This is a genomic window from Pigmentiphaga sp. CHJ604, assembly GCF_036972535.1.
Taxonomy (GTDB): domain Bacteria; phylum Pseudomonadota; class Gammaproteobacteria; order Burkholderiales; family Burkholderiaceae_B; genus Pigmentiphaga; species Pigmentiphaga daeguensis.
Genome location: NZ_CP136998.1, coordinates 2,816,881 through 2,832,677 on the forward strand (window position 1 = coordinate 2,816,881; position 15,797 = coordinate 2,832,677).

The 15,797-nt window shown below is 68.3% G+C and carries 14 protein-coding genes; 7 read left to right on the top strand and 7 right to left on the bottom strand.

All coding sequences use genetic code 11. The features are described 5' to 3' along the window. Positions 1-52: 52 nt before the first annotated feature. Positions 53-1,312 (top strand): alanine--glyoxylate aminotransferase family protein, encoded by a 1,260-nt coding sequence (locus tag R4823_RS13580; protein ID WP_338619011.1) that lies wholly within the window; start codon positions 53-55, stop codon positions 1,310-1,312. Positions 1,313-1,511: 199 nt separating this feature from the next. Here R4823_RS13580 and R4823_RS13585 read toward each other — a convergent pair whose 3' ends face one another. The 7 genes from R4823_RS13585 to R4823_RS13615 form a co-directional block, all read right to left on the bottom strand. Further along, positions 1,512-1,784: a PsiF family protein gene (locus tag R4823_RS13585; protein ID WP_087840143.1), complete on the bottom strand. Its 273-nt coding sequence runs from the start codon at positions 1,782-1,784 to the stop codon at positions 1,512-1,514. A gap of 92 nt (positions 1,785-1,876) precedes the next feature. Then, complete coding sequence (locus R4823_RS13590) at positions 1,877-2,329, bottom strand: DUF126 domain-containing protein (protein WP_338619014.1); 453 nt, start codon at positions 2,327-2,329, stop codon at positions 1,877-1,879. Continuing rightward, a complete protein-coding gene (locus R4823_RS13595; RefSeq protein ID WP_279814885.1) occupies positions 2,326-3,609 on the bottom strand; it encodes an aconitase X catalytic domain-containing protein in 1,284 nt (427 codons plus the stop codon). The genes R4823_RS13590 and R4823_RS13595 overlap by 4 nt, the downstream gene beginning before the upstream one ends. A 43-nt stretch (positions 3,610-3,652) precedes the next feature. Next, a complete protein-coding gene (locus R4823_RS13600; RefSeq protein ID WP_087840140.1) occupies positions 3,653-4,516 on the bottom strand; it encodes an IclR family transcriptional regulator in 864 nt (287 codons plus the stop codon). Between the two features lie 76 nt (positions 4,517-4,592). Further along, positions 4,593-5,564 (bottom strand): tripartite tricarboxylate transporter substrate binding protein, encoded by a 972-nt coding sequence (locus R4823_RS13605; RefSeq protein WP_338619019.1) that lies wholly within the window; start codon positions 5,562-5,564, stop codon positions 4,593-4,595. Positions 5,565-5,613: 49 nt separating this feature from the next. After that, the gene (locus tag R4823_RS13610; protein WP_279814880.1) at positions 5,614-6,882 is read right to left on the bottom strand and encodes an FAD-dependent oxidoreductase; all 1,269 of its coding nucleotides are present in this window, start codon (positions 6,880-6,882) and stop codon (positions 5,614-5,616) included. 29 nt (positions 6,883-6,911) lie between these two features. Further along, the gene (locus tag R4823_RS13615) at positions 6,912-7,925 is read right to left on the bottom strand and encodes a tripartite tricarboxylate transporter substrate binding protein (RefSeq protein WP_165962991.1); all 1,014 of its coding nucleotides are present in this window, start codon (positions 7,923-7,925) and stop codon (positions 6,912-6,914) included. A 200-nt stretch (positions 7,926-8,125) separates the two neighbouring features. Between R4823_RS13615 and ilvD the strand changes: the two genes are divergently transcribed. The 6 genes from ilvD (at position 8,126) to R4823_RS13645 (ending at position 15,786) form a co-directional block, all read left to right on the top strand. Continuing rightward, a complete protein-coding gene (ilvD, locus tag R4823_RS13620; RefSeq protein WP_087840136.1) occupies positions 8,126-9,850 on the top strand; it encodes a dihydroxy-acid dehydratase in 1,725 nt (574 codons plus the stop codon). A 221-nt stretch (positions 9,851-10,071) separates the two neighbouring features. Beyond that, positions 10,072-10,833: a crotonase/enoyl-CoA hydratase family protein gene (locus tag R4823_RS13625; protein ID WP_087840135.1), complete on the top strand. Its 762-nt coding sequence runs from the start codon at positions 10,072-10,074 to the stop codon at positions 10,831-10,833. Continuing rightward, complete coding sequence (locus R4823_RS13630; protein WP_087840134.1) at positions 10,830-12,701, top strand: feruloyl-CoA synthase; 1,872 nt, start codon at positions 10,830-10,832, stop codon at positions 12,699-12,701. Before R4823_RS13625 ends, R4823_RS13630 begins: the two co-directional genes overlap by 4 nt. After that, positions 12,698-13,459, top strand: a complete 762-nt coding sequence (locus R4823_RS13635; protein WP_087840133.1) for an SDR family NAD(P)-dependent oxidoreductase — start codon at positions 12,698-12,700, stop codon at positions 13,457-13,459. The genes R4823_RS13630 and R4823_RS13635 overlap by 4 nt, the downstream gene beginning before the upstream one ends. Positions 13,460-13,544: 85 nt before the next feature. Next, the gene (locus R4823_RS13640; RefSeq protein ID WP_087840132.1) at positions 13,545-14,681 is read left to right on the top strand and encodes an ABC transporter substrate-binding protein; all 1,137 of its coding nucleotides are present in this window, start codon (positions 13,545-13,547) and stop codon (positions 14,679-14,681) included. A 58-nt stretch (positions 14,682-14,739) separates the two neighbouring features. Beyond that, complete coding sequence (locus R4823_RS13645; RefSeq protein ID WP_087840131.1) at positions 14,740-15,786, top strand: branched-chain amino acid ABC transporter permease; 1,047 nt, start codon at positions 14,740-14,742, stop codon at positions 15,784-15,786. Positions 15,787-15,797: the final 11 nt, after the last annotated feature.

The following is a 15,797-nucleotide window of genomic DNA, read 5'->3' on the forward strand; positions in this document are numbered from 1 at the left end:
GGCCGACAGACCGCCCGGCTCCGGGCTTTCCACTCACAGCCGCGTATCCAACATGCCAACCCGCCCGCTTCGCGCCGCCGAAGAAACCGCTGACACCGCTTCCTCGACCGACCATCCCCCGCTTGTCTACTCGCAGCCGCCCCGTGTGCGCCTGCTGAGCGAGATCCTGCCCGACGATCCCCTGCTGATGATGGGCGCCGGCCCCGTTCCCATTCCCGACGTGGTGGCCCATGCCAACTCGGTGGTCATCAACCACCTGGGCGCGACCATGTCGACCATCATCTCCCAGGTCAAGCAGATGGCGGGCTATGTGTTCCAGACGAAGTCGGAATGGGTGCTGGGCGTGGCCGGCCCGGGTTCGGCTGCGATGGAGATGGCGATCTGCAACCTGGTGTCGCCCCGCAGCAAGGTGCTGTGCGTGGTCAACGGTTTCTTCAGCGCCCGCATGGCCGAGATGAGCCGGCGCCTGGACGCCGACGTCGTCACGCTGGAAATCGACGGCCACCAGGCCGCGTCGGCCCAGTTGGTGGAGCAGGCGATCGAGCAGCACCGCCCCGACGTCCTGACCATCGTCCAGGGCGAGACCTCCAACACGGTCTTCAACCGCGAACTGCCCGCCATCGCCAAGGCCGCCAAGAAGCGCGGCTGCCTGGTCGTGGTCGATGCCGTCTGCACGCTCAGCACCATGCCGCTGCAGATGGACGACTGGCAGATCGACGCCGTCATCACCGGTGGCCAGAAGGGCCTGTCGTCGATTCCCGGCGTCTCGCTGATCGCGTTCTCCAACGATGCGTGGGAACACATCAGCCGGCGCAAGACGCCCAATACCCACTGGGTGCTGGACGCCAGGCTGGCCGAGAACTTCTGGCACAAGGGGTCGTACCACTACACCGCCCCGGTGTCCGGGGTGCTGGCGCTGCACGAGGCGCTGCGCCTGGTCTGCGCCGAAACCCTGCCGGTGCGTTTCGCGCGCCATTCGCGTTCGTCCTTCGCCTTGCAGAACGGCATCGAGGCCATGGGCCTGCGCCTGTTCGCGCCACCGGCCTCGCGCCTGAACTCGGTGGTCGGCATCACGGTGCCCGACGGCCTGACCAACACCGGGATCTGCGCGCACATCTCCGAACGCTACCGGGTGGAAATCTCGGGCTCGTTCGGCCTGCCCATCGTGCGCATCGGCCAGATGGGCGAACAGTGCCGGGCCCACAACCTGTTCCGCACGCTGCACGCGCTGGGCTCGACCATGCGCGACCTGGGCGCCAAGGTCGACATGCCCGCCAGCATGGCCACGCTGGAATACAGCCTGCAGGTGTAGCCCCCCCTACGCGCTTCGCGCGCCCCCCAGGGGGCGATGCGGGTGGACCGGCGGAGCCGGATCCACCGCATCCTGGGTCTAGTGGGGTTGTCTCGGTGCGAAGCACCGCGTTCTTGCTTTGATCCAGGGCGCCGCGGATCCGGCTTTGCCGGTCCGCCAGTGCCGCCCCCTGGGGGGCGCCCGAAGGGCGTAGGGGAGATTAACTACTCAAGCACTGCTTCATGAAGGCCTTGCGGTCGTCGCCTTTCTTGCCGGTGGCTTCCTTGTTGCAGGCGGTCATTTTTTCCTGCTGGGTCATCTTCTTGGCGGACAGGCACTCTTTCATGAAAGCCTTGCGGTCGTCGCCCTTGCGGTCGCCGGCGTCCTTGTTACAGGTGGTCATCTTGTTCTGCTGGGTGTTTTCGGCGGCCAGGGCGGGGCCGGTCAGGGCCATGAACAGGGCGGTCAGGGACACTGCTAGCGTTTTTTTCATCGTGAACTCCGAACCTTGGTTTGCGGGGACTCCGGTCGCCCACGGCTGACTGCCGGGCGGCAGCCCATTATCGTGCTCGACCGGGGAAATGCCTAGCCCCTGGCCCGCTTGGCCACTTCGACCCGGCCCAGGTCCCCGTCCACCAGGACCCAGTCTCCCGTCTCGATCACCGACAAGGGGTCGATGTCGAAGTCGGTGACCGACGGCGCGTGCGTGACCACGGCCCCGAGCGCGATCTTGGTCGTCATCTCGTTGAACAGCATGGCCGCGGGCGCCAGGCCGGAGATGCGGGCGATGTGGAACTGGCCGGACCAGCCCGAGGACCCCTTCGCGCCGGGAAACACCAGCACCTTGCCGGCGAAGCTCACCCCGCGCAGCTCGTGGCGGGTCTCGATGACGGTGCCGGTACGGGGATCGATGCCGCCCCACCCCGAGATCCGGTCGCGCGTGACCAGCGCCTCGCCCTCGGCCCGTCCGCCCACGATGCCCCGGCCTTGCAGCACGATGACCCGGGAAACGGCTGTGGAACTGTCCTGCGCGCTCATCGCAAACCTCCTTTCCAGCGGCCGGTCACCGCGGCCTCGATGCAGTCGGCGGTGCTACCGAACCATGCCTGTATGCCCATGATGGCCGGCAGGTAGTGGACCTGCTTGGCCGAATCAACGGCCGCCACCTTGGTTCCCTGGGGAATGACGCGCCCCAGCGCCGAACAGGTGTCCGACATCAGGTAGCCGCCCGCCTCCTCGATGATGCGGGTGTAGCCGTTCTGGTCGGCGATCTGCTTGGTGGCACGGGGCGTGAAGATCCAGAGCTGCGTATTCTCATGCACGCGCTTGCCCTGCAGCAGCCGGCACACTTCCCAGATCTGCTCGATGCTGTAGTGCGGGCAGCCCAGCATGACGAAATCGACGTCGGGGTCGCGCGCCGTGGCGTTGAGGTTCTCGTAGGTCTCGCGCAGCTCCCTGGGCCCGAAGCGGAACACTTCGCGCGGGCGGTTGCCACCGAAGGCGGCCTCGACCGTCGGCGCCTCGGGGGTGAAGCCGGGAATGTGGTACATCTCCACGCCGCCCGACGACGCCGCGGCCGCGCCGAAGTGCTTGAGCTTGAGGGTGCTGGGCGCCAGTCCCGCGCCGGTGATGACCGGGACCTTGTCCTGCACCTTGTCTCCCACGTAGTAGCCCAGCATGCCCCAGTCCGACATCGACTCGATGGGCATGTCCAGCTCCACCAGGTGGGTGCCGCGCCGTTCTGACTCGATGTGGTAGCCCCAATAGGGAATGCGGCCCGTCAGCATGGCCGCGCCCGTGCTCTCGCGCCCTTCGGCGTTCGACCGCGCGCCCAGCACGGCGTTGATGTAGATGACGGCCGAAGACTCCATCCATGCGCAGTGCTCGCCTCGGGCCGGCAGGTTGCCGACCTGGTAGGGCGTGCAGGTGTTCAGGAGCTGCACGCCCAGGCCCGCGCTGTAGGCATCGCCCTTGCGGAAGATGCGCACGACCTCTTCGCCCACCCCCTGCTGGGCGGCGTGCTCGGGATCGATGCCCTGTTGCAGGTGGCTGCTGTAGACCTCGACGGGCGGAATGGCCACGACCTCGGCGCTGTCCAGGTTGAACTCGGAGAACACCGCGTCCAGGCCGCCCCGCTCGTCGGCGAACTTGCGCATGAACGGCGTGGTGGCGCCGATGGTACCCGCCACGTTGCGCGTCTCGACCAGGCGCTCGGCCCCCAGCGCGTTGCCGTAGCGCAGCAGCAGGTCCATGGCCTTCTGTTTGGCCGGGCCATGCGCGCCGTCGAGCATGGCTTTCTCGTGATCCGTCAGTCGCATTGCCGCCCTCCTTCCTGGCAGCCGGCCCGCGACGCCGCGCGGGTCAGGAAACCTTGAGCAATTTGTCCGGCAGCGGCACCTTGCCGCCCGTATCGCGCGCGATCGCCTGCGCGGTCTCGATCAGGCGCGGCGCCACCTCGTTGCGCAGGCGCTTCTCGGTGAACGAGAAAGCCGGCCCGCCGCAGTTCAGCGCCATGATCTCGCCGCCCGGCACGACCAGCGGCACCGATACCGAATTGATGTCGCGGTGGAACTCGCCCAGCGACAGGCAATAGCCGTGCATGCGCGCATCCCGCTGCGAGCGCTCGAGCCCCTTCTCCAGCCGCGCCCACTCCGCCTCGCCGCATTCCTTGCGTATGCTTTGCAGCAGGCGATCCTTCTCGTACTGGTCGGTCATTGCGCTCAGGTAGGCGCGCCCCAGTGCCGAACTGGCCACCGAGAAGCGCGACCCCACCCGCAGCCGCGCCAGGAGCAGCGCCGATTGCGGCGAGGCCGTCTCGATCAGCACGATGTGCAACTCGTCCCGTATCGCCAGATAGACCGAGCCTTCGGTTTCGTTGGCCAGCGCGAGCATGTGCGGGCGCGCGATCGAGCGCGTATCGACCCCGCCCAGGAACGCCTGGGCCAGCGACACCACGCCCGCCGCCAGCGAGAAGCGCTCGGTCTCGGGTTCCTGTTTCATCAGGCCCAGGGAAACCAGCGTGGTGGCCAGCCGCGTGACCGTGGGCTTGGGGATCCCGGTCATCGCGGCCAGTTCGGCATTGCTCAATACGCGCAGGTCCTCGCGAAAGCAGCGCAGCACCGCGATCCCCCGCTCCAGGGCGGACACGGTGCCACTCGGTTCGGCCGCGGCGGACGCCCGCCTGGTCTTGGCGGCGGATGGGGCTCGGGGGGCGTTTCGTGGCATGGCGGGACTCCGGATGCGGCGGAAAAAAAGGATCGCCCATTTTATAGAGAAGCCGGCAGGTTTCCATGGAAGCGCCTCAGTCGGCGGTGGCGCCCGAGGCCTTCACCACCGGGGCCCACTTCTCGATCTCGGCCTTGACCAGGGCGTCGAACTCCTCGGGCGTGCTGGGCGCCGAGGTCAGGCCCACTTCGGCCAGGCGAGCCTTGAAATCCGCGCTGCGCAGGATGGTGCCCACGTCGGCGCTGATCTTGTTGATCACCTCGCGCGGCGTTGCCGCCGGCGCCACCAGGCCGAAGATGCTCTGCACGTTGAAGCCCGGAATGGTCTCGGCCACCGTGGGGATGTCGGGCGCGCTGGGATCGCGCGTCTTGCCGGTGACGGCGATGGGCTTGAGCTTGCCCGACTTGATGTAGGGCATGGACGAGAACAGCGGGTCGATCAGCAGCGGCACGCGGCCGGCCATCACCTCCGTGTAGGCGGGGCCGCTGCCCTTGTACGGAATGTGCAGCATGTCCACCCCGGTCATGCTCTTGAACAGTTCGCCGGTCAGGTGCATGGAGCTGCCGCTGCCCGGCGAGGCGTAGCTCATCTTGCCCGGATCCTTCCTGGCCATCGCGATCACGCCGGCCAGGTCGTTGGCCGGCAGCGACGGCGTCGCGGTGATGACGATCTGCGAGGTCACCAGCATCGAGACGCCCGCCAGGTCCTTGACCGTGTCGAACGGCATGGTCTTGCGCAACGTCGGGTTGATGACGTGCGAGGTCACGACGATGCCCAGCGTGTAGCCATCGGGCGCGGACTTGGCGACGTGATCCGTGCCGACCACCGTGTTGGCGCCCGGCTTGTACATCACCACCACCGGCTGGCCCCAGGTCTTCTGCAGGCGCTCGGACAGGAGGCGGCTCAGGATGTCGATGGCGCCGCCCGGGGCATTGGGCACGATCAGCGTGACCGGCCTGGACGGATAGGCGGGGCCGGCGGCCGCGACGGCATGGGTGACGGTCGCGGCGCAGGCCGCGCCCAGCAGGGACGCGAACAGGATTTTCATGGAGTCTCCTTGAGGAATGGCGCGGGAACCTCGGCGTTCCCGCTTATGTTCAGATGTTGTTGCGGATGCGTTCCTGCAGGGCGGACACGTCCACGTCCCGCACCTTGCCGCCCAGGGTCAGGTCCAGGGCGTGGGCAGCCGCCGCTCCCATGGCGATGCACGGCCCCATGACGCGCACGCTGGACAGCGCCGCCGCGTCGGCGTCGATGCAGCGCCCGGCGGCCACGAGATTGTCGCTGCCGGCCGGGATCAGGCTGCGCAGCGGCACCGTGTGGACGTGGTCCTCGCCGAAGGGCTCCCACACGTAGCCCTCGGGCTGGTCGTGCAGTTCCACCGGCCACGAAGTCCGCGCGACGGCATCCGGGAAACGCGTGGCGGCGCGCACCTCCTCCGTCGTCAACTGATGCAGGCCGGCGATCCAGCGTGTCTGCCGGATGCCCGGCAAGGCATAGGCGCGGATGCGGGCGGCGCCGAAGGCTTGCGGATACTCCGCCTTCAGGAATTCGATGACGCGGTCCACCTGCTCGCGGCCGGCCAGGGCCGTGGCCGAGGCGGCCAGCGGATCGAGCGGTGTCTCCATGTGGGTCATGTTCATCGCCGCCACGCCTCGCCCGGGGAATCGGAAGAAGAGCCCGTCGTCGCGCGAGATGCCGTACTGCGCGGCCTTTTCCTTGATGCGCGCCGTGAAGGCCTCGCGCGTGGGCAGGTGGGCTTCGTCCAGGTGCTCGAGCACGAACATCTGGGTGCCGAAGATCGGCACGTCGGGCTCGCGGCAATCCAGGCCCGCCAGCCACGCCAGCGCCGCGTCGCCGCTGGCGTCCACATAGCCGCGCGCGTCCACGTGCACGTCGCCGTAGCGCGTGGCCAGCTCCAGCCGCTGCAGCCGGCCGCCCTCGCGCCGGGCCTCGCGCAACACCGCGCCCAGCACCACCGTGATGCCGGCGTCGCGGATCTTCTGTTCGATCCAGCGGCCCAGCGCCACCTCGTCGTAGTACACCACCGTCGTCAGCGGACCGACGTTATGATGCAGCGCGCCGGCCTTGCCCAGGTCCTCCAGGATGCCGTCGGCGATGCCGTGGGTGAGCTGGATGCGGTTCGGGCCGTTCGAGAACAGCCCGCAGAACGTGCCGATGATGGAGCCCACCGCCTGGCCGCCCAGCATGGGCAGGCTGTCGACAAGCACGACCCGGCGGCCCAGCGCGGCCGCCTCGAGCGCGGCCGAGACCCCCGAGATGCCGGCGCCGACCACGCACAGGTCGGCATCGACATGCCAGGGCCGGTTTTCCGTTCGCCGGACGGTTCGTACTTGATTTGCCATGCGGATTCTCCTTGATGCGGCAATGATGTTCAGGTCTTCAGGCCCAGGCGTGCGACCATGGCCTTCTCGCGCTCGTAGGAAGCGCGCATCTCCTCGGTGAAGCCGGCCGTGTCCCGGTAACCGGGAATGAGGTCGAACTTGTCGAGGATGTCCTTGTGCGCGGGCTGGTCGATGGCCCGCTTGTAGGCGTCGTGCAGCACGCGCACGACCGCCGGATCCATGTTCTTCGGACCGGCCAGGCCGATCGGCGAGGTGTAGACGATGGGCACGCCCAGCTCCGTGGCCGTCGGCACGTCGGGAAACTTCTCCAGCCGCGATTCGCTGAAGGTCACCAGCAGCCGCATCTTGCCGGCCTGTACCTGGGGCGACCAACTGGCCGAATCGGACATCGCGTCCACGTGTCCGCCCAGCGCCGCCTGGATGACGTCGGCGCTGCCCTTCATCGGAATGACGTTGAATTTCACGCCCTTCAGCCGCGCGACCTCCTCCATCAGGAGATGGCCGCCGTTGGCGAAACCCACCGTGCCGTAGCTGATCTCTCCTGGCCGCGCGCGGGCGGCGGCGATCAGGTCGTCGAAGCTGCGCAGCGGGGAATCGGCGCGCACCGCGATGCCGAACGGACTCGTGACCATGCAGATGATCCAGGTCAGGTCGCGCAGCGCGTCGTAGCGCACCTTCTGCAGGTGCGGCATGCGAACCTGGATCTGCAGGGCCTGCGTCAGCAGATAGCCGTCGCCGCGGTCCTGGCGCGCCATGGCGTCGGCGCCCAGCAGCAGGTTCGCGCCGGGGCGGTTCTCGATGATGATCGGCTGGTTGTTCAGGAACGGCGCCGCGAGCTTGTCCACGAAGCGCTGGTAGACATCCAGCAGCCCGCCCGCGCTGGCCGGCACGATGATGGTGATGGGCCGGCTGGGAAAGCCCTGGCCGGCCGTGGCCAGGCGCGGCAGGGCCGCCGCGGGCATGCTGGCGGCAAGGCCGCGCAGCAATTGCCGGCGGCCGGACGACATGCGGGGACCGGCCGGGCTTCGCGGGTACGTGCTCATCTTGTCTCCTGTTCCGGCATCCATGCCGTGTCGAATTCGGTCCAGTGCGGATCCGCGGCAGATTCTCCGACAGTCGCCCGCCATGCGTCAATATTTTTCGAAATGACGTTTCATTTTAATTTTAACCACGGATCGGCGTTGCCCGAAAGACATGCCGGATGATAAATTGAAATAACGTTTCAAATTTTCATGGAGACCTCATGTCATCGTCCGACCCAGGCAAGACGGCGCCGCGCCGTGCGCTGCGCAGCAACTTCGAACCCGGCACCTCGCGCTGGGCGGTCAGGCGGGCGCAATGGCGCGCGCTCGGCCTGACCGACGCCGACATGGAGAAACCCAAGATCGCCGTGGTCAACACCTCGTCGGAACTGTCGAGCTGCTTCAGCCACCTGGACGGCGTCGCCGCCGCCATCAAGCAAGCCATACGCGAGGCCGGCGGCCTGCCCTTCGAGGTACGCACCGCCGCTCCCAGCGACTTCATCACCAGCGCCGGCGCCCGCGGCGGCTATATCCTTCCCAGCCGCGACCTCATCGCCAACGACATCGAAGTGGCGGTGGAAGGCGCGCTGCTGGACGGCATGATCTGCCTGGCCTCGTGCGACAAGACCACGCCCGGCCAGCTCATGGCGGCCGCCCGGCTGGACCTCCCGACGCTGGTCGTGGTGTGCGGCTACCAGCGCAGCGGCCACCACAAGCAGCAACATGTCGACATCGAGGAAGTTTTCCTGGCCGCGGGCCACGTCGCGGCCGGCCGCATGGATCCGGCCGAGCTGGCGGCGATGAGCGAACAGGCGGTGCGTGGCCCGGGAGTCTGTGCCGGCATAGGTACCGCCAATTCCATGCACATGGTGTGCGAGGCATTGGGCATGGCCCTGCCCGGCAGCGCGCCGGTGGCCGCCAACAGCCCGCGCATGATGGCCACCGTCGCGCAGGCCGGCGCCCGCATCGTCCAGATGGTCTGGGAGGACCTGCGGCCGCGCGCCATCCTCACCGCCGAGGCCTTTGCCAACGCCGCCCGCCTGGTGCTTGCGCTGGGCGGCTCCATCAATACCATCAAGCATCTGCAAGCCATCGCCAACGAAGCGCAGGCCGGCGTGGATGTCTACGGGCTGTTCGAGCGGCTGGCGGATACCACGCCCCTGATCGCCGCCATCCGCCCCAACGGCGACCACTCCATCGAGGACCTGGAGCGCGCGGGCGGGACGCTGGCCGTGTTCAAGCGCCTGGCCGGCCTCTATCACCCCGAGGCGCTGACCGTGTCCGGGCGGCCGCTGGGCGACGCCGTGGACCAGGCCCAGGTGCGCGACGAAGCCATCCTGCGCCCGGCCGACCAGCCGCTGTCCACCCGCCCCTCCATCGTCATCCTGCGCGGTTCGCTCGCGCCCGACGGCGGCATCGTCAAGCTGGGCCTGGCCACCGGCAAGGCCATGCGCTTCGAGGGAACGGCGCGGGTATTCGAGTCCCAGGAAGATGCCATCGCGGCCCTGCAACGGGGCGAAATCGAGCGCGGCACCGTGGTCGTGATGCGCGGCCTGGGCGTGCGCGGCGGACCGGGCATGGGCATGGCCTCGCGCTTCGTGTTCGTCCTGGACGGTGCGGGCCTGGGCGAACACGTCGCGGTCGTCACGGACGGCCAGTTGTCCGGCCTGGTCAACAAGGGGCTGGTCGTGGGCGAGGTGTCGCCCGAGGCGGCCGCCGGCGGGCCGCTGGGCCTGGTCCAGGATGGCGACCCCATCGCCATCGATATCGATGCGCGCACCGTGGACCTGAAGGTGGCGGAACAGGAACTGGCCCGCCGGCGCGAAGCCTTCGCCCCGCCCGCCCCGGGGCGGGTGCGCGGCTGGCTGTCGGTGTACGAGCAGGTCGTGCGCCCCTTGCCCGAGGGCGCGGTCATCGCCCATACCGGAACCGCCCGCCCGCGCTGAGCCCTCGTGGCGTCCGGCCCGACAGACAATTATTCTTCTTAATCATATTGTCATGTACGGGCCGGACTCCACCGTTCTTCCATCTTCTCTCCCAACCTCTGTACGGCTTGAATCCACCTAGGGTAAGCCCCAGCGTTTCGTACGCAAAATTAGTTCATACTAATAACTAATACAGAGAGAAATCCGTGGCACTCGCCGCGGATACCAGTGGAGAAGACAGCTTGTTGTCCGTCGATACCAGCGGGCCGATCGGACGCATTGCGCTCGCTCGCCCCGGCAAGCGCAATGCGCTGAACGATGACCTGATCGCCCAGTTGCACATTGCCTTCATCAACATGCCCGAGCACGTGCGGGTGGTCATCCTCACGGGCGAAGGCGACCATTTCTGTTCCGGCCTGGACCTGTCGGAGCTGCGCCAGCGCAGCGTGGCCGACGGCATCGTCCATTCCCGGGGCTGGCATGCCGCGTTCGAGCAGGTTCAGTTCGGCAAGGTCCCCGTCGTGGCGGTACTGCACGGCGCCGTGGTCGGCGGCGGCCTGGAGCTGGCCAGCGCCTGCCACATCCGCATCGCCGAACAGACGGCGTTCTACGGGCTGCCCGAGGGCCAGCGCGGCCTGTTCGTGGGTGGCGGCGGGTCGGCCCGCATCTCCCGCCTGATCGGTGTCGCCCGCATGAGCGACATGATGCTGACGGGCCGCGTCTACGACGCGCAGGAAGGCCTGGCGGCGGGCCTGTCGCAATACCTGGTTCCCGAGGGCGAGGGGCTGCGCAAGGCCGAGGAGCTTGCCGCCCGCATCGCCGCCAATGCCCCGCTCAGCAACTACGCCGTGCTGCAAGCCCTGCCCCGCATCGCCGACCAGTCGCAAAGCGACGGCCTGTTCACCGAATCGCTCATGGCCGCCATCGCGCAGGGCGACATCGATGCCAAGGCCAGGCTGGAGGCTTTCCTGCAAGGGCGGGCCGCCAAGGTGGGCAAGCCATGACGACCTCGCACATCCCGTACCGCCAGGCGTCGCGGGGAGGCTCCCTGTCGGCGCACATAGAACGCGGGGAAGACGGCACGTTGCGCCTGCGTTCGACCGAGCCGCTGCGCCCCTACCCCGGACGCCTGACGGACTGCCTGCTGCACTGGGCGGCCATGTATCCGGACCGCCTGTTCGCCGCCAAGCGCCAGGATGGCGGCCCGTGGGTCGAGATGCGCTACGGCGACGCATTGCACAAGGCGCGCGCCATCGCCCAGGCGCTGATCGACCGCGGCCTGTCGGTCGACCGGCCCATCGTCGTGCTGTCGGACAACGACCTGGAGCACCTGCAGATCGCACTGGGCGCCATGCTGGCGGGCGTGCCCTACGCGCCCATCTCGGCCGCCTATTCGCTGGTGTCGCAGGATTTCGCCAAGCTGGAACACACGCTGCAGGTGCTCACGCCGGGCCTGGTGTTCGTCTCGGATGCCACCGCGTATGCGCGGGCGATCGCCGCCAAGGTACCCGCCGATGTCGAAGTGGTGGCGGTGCGCGGCGAGATCCCGGGCCGCCGGCTCACGCCCTTCGGCGACCTGCTGGCCACGCAGGCCACGGAGGCGGTCGACGCCGCCCATGCGCGCGTGACGCCCGACACCATCGTCAAGTTCCTGTTCACCTCGGGCTCGACCCAGCTGCCCAAGGCCGTCATCAACACCCAGCGCATGCTGTGCGCCAACCAGCAGATGCTGGTCCAATGCCTGCGCTTCCTGGCCGAGGAACCGCCCGTGCTGGTCGACTGGCTGCCGTGGAACCACACCTTCGGCGGCAACCACAACATCGGCATCGCCCTCTACAACGGGGGCACGCTGTACATCGACGAAGGCAAGCCCACGCCCCAGGGCATGGCCGAGACCCTGCGCAACCTGCGCGAGATCTCGCCCACGATCTATTTCAACGTGCCCAAGGGGTTCGAGGAAATCGTCTCCGCCATCGAACGCGACGAAACCCTGGGACGCACCTTCCTGGCCCGGGTCAAGGCCTTCTTCTTCTCCGGCGCCGGCCTGTCGCCCCAGGTCTGGGAACGCCTGGATCTGGCGGCGCAGCGCCTGTGCGGCGAACGCATCCGCATGCTGACCGGCCTGGGCATGACCGAGACCGCGCCGTTCGCATTGTGCGCCAATTCCGACCTGGTCTTCTCGGGCGTCATCGGCCTGCCCGCTCCGGGCCTGGAGGTCAAGCTCGTACCCGTGCAAGGCAAGCTCGAAGTCCGCTACCGCGGCCCCACGGTCACGCCCGGCTACTGGCGCGCCCCGCAGCAGACGGCCGAATCCTTCGACGAGGAAGGCTACTTCCGTTCGGGCGACGCGGCCCGCCCCATCGATCCTGAGCGGCTGGAACTGGGCCTGGCCTTCGATGGCCGCATCTCGGAAGACTTCAAGCTCTCCACCGGCACCTTCGTGTCGACCGGACCGCTGCGGGCACGCATCATCGCCGCCGGCGAGCCCTATGTGCAGGACGTGGTCATCGCCGGCCTCAACCGCAACGACGTCGGCATCCTGATCTTCCCGCGCATGGCCGAGTGCCGCCAGCTCGCGGGCCTCGCGGCCGACGCGCCGGCGGCGCAAGTGCTGGCCGTGCCCGCGGTGCGCGAGATGTTCCAGGAACTGGTGGACCGGCTATGGGCCTCGGGCACCGGTAGCGCGACCCGCGTGGCGCGCGCGCTGGTCCTGGACACGCCGCCGTCCATAGACCTGGGCGAGGCCACCGACAAAGGTTCCATCAACCAGCGCAACGTGCTCAAGCATCGCGCCGATGCGGTCGAGCTGATGTATGCCGGCACCGATCCGCGCGTCATTCTTCCCCACACGCCTTCCGGGAGCGCATCATGAAGATCGAAGGACTGGCCGCACTGGTGACCGGCGGCGCCTCAGGGCTCGGCGCGCAGACCGCGCGCCTGCTGGCGGCACGCGGCGCGCGGGTGGCGGTACTGGACCGCAACGCCGCGCAGGCCCAGGCCGTCGCCGCCGACATGGGAGGACTCGCGCTGCCCTGCGACGTCACCGACGCCGACAGCGTGCAGCAGGCGCTGGACGCGGCGCGCCAGCGGCACGGTCCCGCGCGCGTCCTGGTCAACTGCGCCGGCGTCGGCGGCGCGCACCGGATCACGGGCAGGCAGGGCCCGATGCCGCTGGCCGATTTCAGCCGCATCGTACAGATCAACCTGGTCGGCACCTTCAACGTCATGCGCCTGGCCGCGGCCGAGATGACCGCGCTCGACCCCCTGGACGACGGCGAACGCGGCGTCATGGTCAATACGACGTCGATCGCCGCCTACGATGGCCAGATGGGCCAGACCGCCTACGCCGCCTCGAAGGGCGGCATCGCCGCGCTGACCCTGCCGGCGGCGCGCGACCTGGCCCAGTTCGGCGTGCGCGTCATGGCGATCGCCCCGGGCCTGTTCCGGACGCCGCTGCTGGACGAACTTCCGCCGGAAGTCCAGACCAGCCTGGGCGGCTCGGTCCCCTTCCCCAGGCGGCTGGGCCAGCCCGCGGAGTTCGCCGCTCTGGTGGCGCACATCGTCGAGAACGCCTACCTGAACGGCGAGGTGATCCGCCTGGACGGCGCGCTGCGCATGCCGCCGCGTTGACGTCCGGGTACCTGTAGTCGAACCGGCGCAAGGGCGTCCCAGACACGCCCACCGCCCCATGAAAAAGCCCCAGAGGAGACACACCATGACCTTACGCAAGCTGATCGTCCCCACCCTCGTCGCATTGCTGTTCCAATCCGCCGCGCAGGCCGAGATCACCATAGGCGTCAGCCTGCCGCTGACCGGCCCCGCCTCGGGCCTGGGCATTCCCTGCAACAACGGCCTGGCGTTGTGGCCCAAGTCCATAGGCGGCGAAACCCTGCGTGTCATCGTGCTCGACGATGCCTCCGATCCCACGGTGGGCGTCAAGAACGCGCGCCGCTTCGTGTCCGAGGACAAGGTGGACCTGATCGTCGGCTCGGCGGCGACCCCGGTCGCGCTGGCGATGTCTGACGTCGCGGCCCAGGCGAAAACGGTGCAACTGGCGGCCTCGCCCATCGTGACCGCGCCGGGCAAGGACGAATGGTCGTTCCGGCTCGCCCAGTCCAACGCGGTCATGGCCATCCCGGTCGTCGCCCACATGAAGAAACACGGCGTCAAGACGGTCGGCTTCCTGGGCTACTCCGACACCTACGGCGAAAGCTGGCTGAACGATTTCACCAAGGAAGCCAAGGCGGCGGGCATCACGGTGATCGGCGCCGAGCGCTTCGCGCGCACCGATACCAGCGTGACGGCGCAGGCGCTGAAACTGACGGCCGCCAATCCCGACGCCATCCTGATCGCGGCCTCGGGCAGCGGTGCCGCCATGCCGCACAAGGCGGTGGTCGATCGCGGCTATCGCGGCAAGATCTACCAGACCCACTCGGCCGCCTCGCGCGACCTGATGCGAGTGGGCGGCAAGGACGTCGAAGGCGCGTTCGTCGTGTCGGGTCCGGCCACGGTGGCCGACCAGTTGCCCGACAGCAATCCGTCCAAGAAATTCGGCGTGGACTACATCGCCCGCTATGAAAAGATCTATGGCGCCGGCTCGCGCAACCAGTTCGCCGCGCACATGTACGATGCCGCCATCCTGCTCGAGAAGGCGGTGCCCGTCGCGCTGAAGAAGGCCCGGCCGGGCACGCCGGAATTCCGCGCCGCGCTCAAGGAGGCGCTCGAGAGCGGCGGCGTGACGCCCGTCTCGCAGGGCATCATCGACTACACCCCGCAGGACCATTGGGGCTTCACCAAGGAAACCGGGCTGATCATGAAGGTCGTCAACGGCGACTGGAAGGTCGAGCAATAAGCCGCCACGGCCGGCGTGCGGGCGCCGGCCCCTCCCACTCCATACCAAGAGTTTGCACATGGACTTGACGATAGCCGGCGTCTTGACGCTGGACGGCCTGACCAACGGCGCGATCTACGCGCTGCTGGGCATCGCCACTGTCCTGATCTTCACCGTTACGCGCATCCTGTTCATTCCCCAGGGGGAATTCGTCGCCTTCGGCGCGCTGACCCTCGCCCTGTTCCAGACCGGCCAGGTGCCCGGCACGGTCTGGCTGCTGCTGGTGGCTTCGGCCGCGGCCTTCCTGCTCGACCTGCGCATCCTGCTGCGCACGCCCGCCGCGCCGGGCCGATCGCGCACCGTCCTGCGCCTGGCTCTGGGCCAGCTGGCCCTGCCGGCCGTGATCGCCGCCGTCTCGGTCTGGGCAGCGCCACGGGACCTGCCCATCCTGCTCCAGGGCCTGCTGACGCTGCTGATCGTCACGCCGCTGGGCCCCCTCACCTATCGCCTCGCCTACCAGTCCATCGCCGAGGCCAGCGTACTGGTGCTGCTCATCGTCTCGGTGGGCGTCCATTTCGTGTTGCTGGGCCTGGCGCTGTTCTTCTTCGGCGCCGAAGGGTTCCGCAATCCTCCCTTCGTCGATGCCCGCTATGCGCTGGGGCCGCTCAGCCTGTCCGGGCAGGTCGTCGCCATCTTCATCGCCTTCGTCCTGCTGATGGTGCTGCTCAAGCTCTTCTTCGGCCGCACGCTGTACGGCAAGGCCTTGCGCGCCACCGCCGTCAACCGCCTGGGCGCGCGCCTCCTGGCGATTTCGGCCGACGCCGCCGGCAAGCTGGCGTTCGCGATGGCAGCCTTCATCGGCGCCTTGTCCGGCCTGCTGATCGGCTCGACCACGACGGTCTTCTACGATTCCGGCTTCCTGATCGGCCTGAAGGGCTTCATCGCCGCCGTCGGCGGCGGACTCGCCAGCTACCCTGCCACCGCCGTGGGCGCGCTGCTGCTGGGCGTGGCCGAATCCTTCGGCTCGTTCTGGGCCAGTTCGCTGAAGGAAGCCATCGTCTTCACGCTGATCCTGCCGGTGCTGCTGTGGCGCTCGCTCTACACCCCTCATCACGAAGAACACTGATGAAGCACCAT